Source organism: Aeromonas sp. QDB14 (genome assembly GCF_027707845.1).
In the GTDB taxonomy this organism is placed as follows: Bacteria; Pseudomonadota; Gammaproteobacteria; order Enterobacterales; family Aeromonadaceae; genus Aeromonas; species Aeromonas caviae.
Genome location: NZ_JAPCJD010000165.1, coordinates 1 through 1,887, shown reverse-complemented (window position 1 = coordinate 1,887; position 1,887 = coordinate 1). Strand labels below are relative to the sequence as shown.

At 59.0% G+C, this 1,887-nt stretch carries 2 protein-coding genes; one reads left to right on the top strand and one right to left on the bottom strand.

The window, feature by feature from the left end; all coding sequences use genetic code 11:
• Window positions 1-91: 91 nt before the first annotated feature.
• Window positions 92-673 (bottom strand): YjaG family protein, encoded by a 582-nt coding sequence (locus PG887_RS22210; protein ID WP_042864483.1) that lies wholly within the window; start codon window positions 671-673, stop codon window positions 92-94.
• 161 nt (window positions 674-834) lie between these two features.
• Between PG887_RS22210 and PG887_RS22205 the strand changes: the two genes are divergently transcribed.
• Window positions 835-1,779, top strand: coding sequence for a D-2-hydroxyacid dehydrogenase (locus PG887_RS22205; RefSeq protein WP_043152907.1), 945 nt, complete (start codon window positions 835-837; stop codon window positions 1,777-1,779).
• Window positions 1,780-1,887: the final 108 nt, after the last annotated feature.

The following is a 1,887-nucleotide window of genomic DNA, read 5'->3' as shown; positions in this document are numbered from 1 at the left end:
TAGGGACTCAGAATACTTTTTTCTGAAAATCAAGGCGGCCTTCCCCGGAAAGCCGCGATGAACCTTTTTTTATGGGCAGAACGCGATGGCATTACGCCTCCAGGCTGATGCCGATGTTGGAGACGCCGTCCTGGGCCGCAAAGGCGCGAATGGCAAGGATACGATCGCTGTCCCGTTCATGGGCCACCCGCTTGAGCAGTTCGACCTGGAACTCCAGCTCCGCCTCCATGTACTCGTGCTCATAGAGCTCCTCATCGCTGAGATCCCGCTCTTCCAGCATCTCGATGAAGCCGGCGACCGTGCCGACAGACGCATGGCTGGCGTCGTTGGCCTCTTCCCCCACCCGGCAGATCACCGAGTTGTAGGCACAACCCAGCGCCACGCAGGCGTCCAGTGCCGGATAGGCGCCGTAGGATTCAAACTTGCGGGGATCGGGAATGTAGACTTCAAACGCTTCCAGAATGGCACCAAGATTGACGCGGGATCCCTTGACCGTCAGGTAGTTCCACATCTGATCCAGCGCGTGACGGAATGCCCTCGCATCCCCGAAACCGGAAGCCTGGGTAAAGAGCACATAGTTGGGGTACATGCGCTCTGCCAGCGCCAGGGTATAGACGGTTTGCTGCCAGGGCTGCAGCTCGGCCAGTCGCTTATAAAACTTGTCACCAAACACTGGAGTCGGATCCTTTGCAAAATGTGGGGCAGATTGTAGCCCACGAGGGCCCCGTCTAAAAATGAAAAAGCGCCCTGCTCGACTATCTTGCCCGATCAACTGGGGTAAGATGGAGACAGCATCCCTCTCGCCTTGCCATAAACACGATAAGGAACAAGAGTATGAGCCAACGTACCCTGCTGCTGTTGAGTCAGGACAACAGCCACTATGAACGCCTGCTCAAGGCGGCCCATCTTCCCCATCTGCACATTCTTCGGGCCGACAATCAGGCCGAGGCCGAACAGCTTATCGGTGACGCTCATATCCTGATGGCCGAGCCTGCCCGGGCCAAGCCGCTGCTGGCCAAGGCCGGCAAGCTCAGCTGGCTCCAATCGACTTATGCCGGGGTCGATGTGCTGCTGGACGCCAGTTGCCGCCGCGACTACCTGCTCACCAATGTCCGCGGCATCTTCGGCCCCTTGATGAGCGAGTATGTGTTCGGCCATCTGCTCAGCCTGACCCGCCAGTTGCCACTCTATCGCGAGCAGCAGCAACAGGGCGTCTGGCAGAGCCATCCCTATCAGGGCTTGAAGGGAAAGACGCTGCTGCTGCTCGGCACCGGTAGCATAGGGCAGCATATAGCCCACACCGGCAAACATTTTGGCATGAGGGTGCTCGGCATCAGCCACAGTGGCCGTGAACGTGCCGGGTTCGATCAGGTGTACCAGTTGCCGGCACTCAACAAAATGCTGGCCCAGGCCGATGTCATCGTCAGCGTGCTGCCCGCCACCCGCGAGACACGCCATCTCTTCACCGCCGAACGCTTCGGCCACTGCAAACCGGGCGCCATCTTCTTCAACGTCGGCAGGGGCAATGCCGTCCATGAGGGGGATCTGCTGGCGGCACTGCAAGCCGGCAAGCCCGCCATGGCGGTGCTCGATGTGTTCGAGCAGGAACCCCTGCCCGCTGACAGCCCGCTCTGGCACCAGCCCAATCTCATCGTGACGCCTCACAACAGCGCCTACAGCTTCCCGGAAGATGTGGCCCAGATCTTCATCCGCAACTACATCCGCTTCATCGATGGTCAGCAGCTGGACGGCAGGATCGACTTTGACAAGGGTTATTGAAGCCGTTCTGCAATGAAAAGGCCCCGCCAGTTGGCGCAATGCTGTTCACTTAAGCGGAGCCGCATTGCGATTTACCGGAAAACGGGTCTTTGATATCTTCACCGCCCT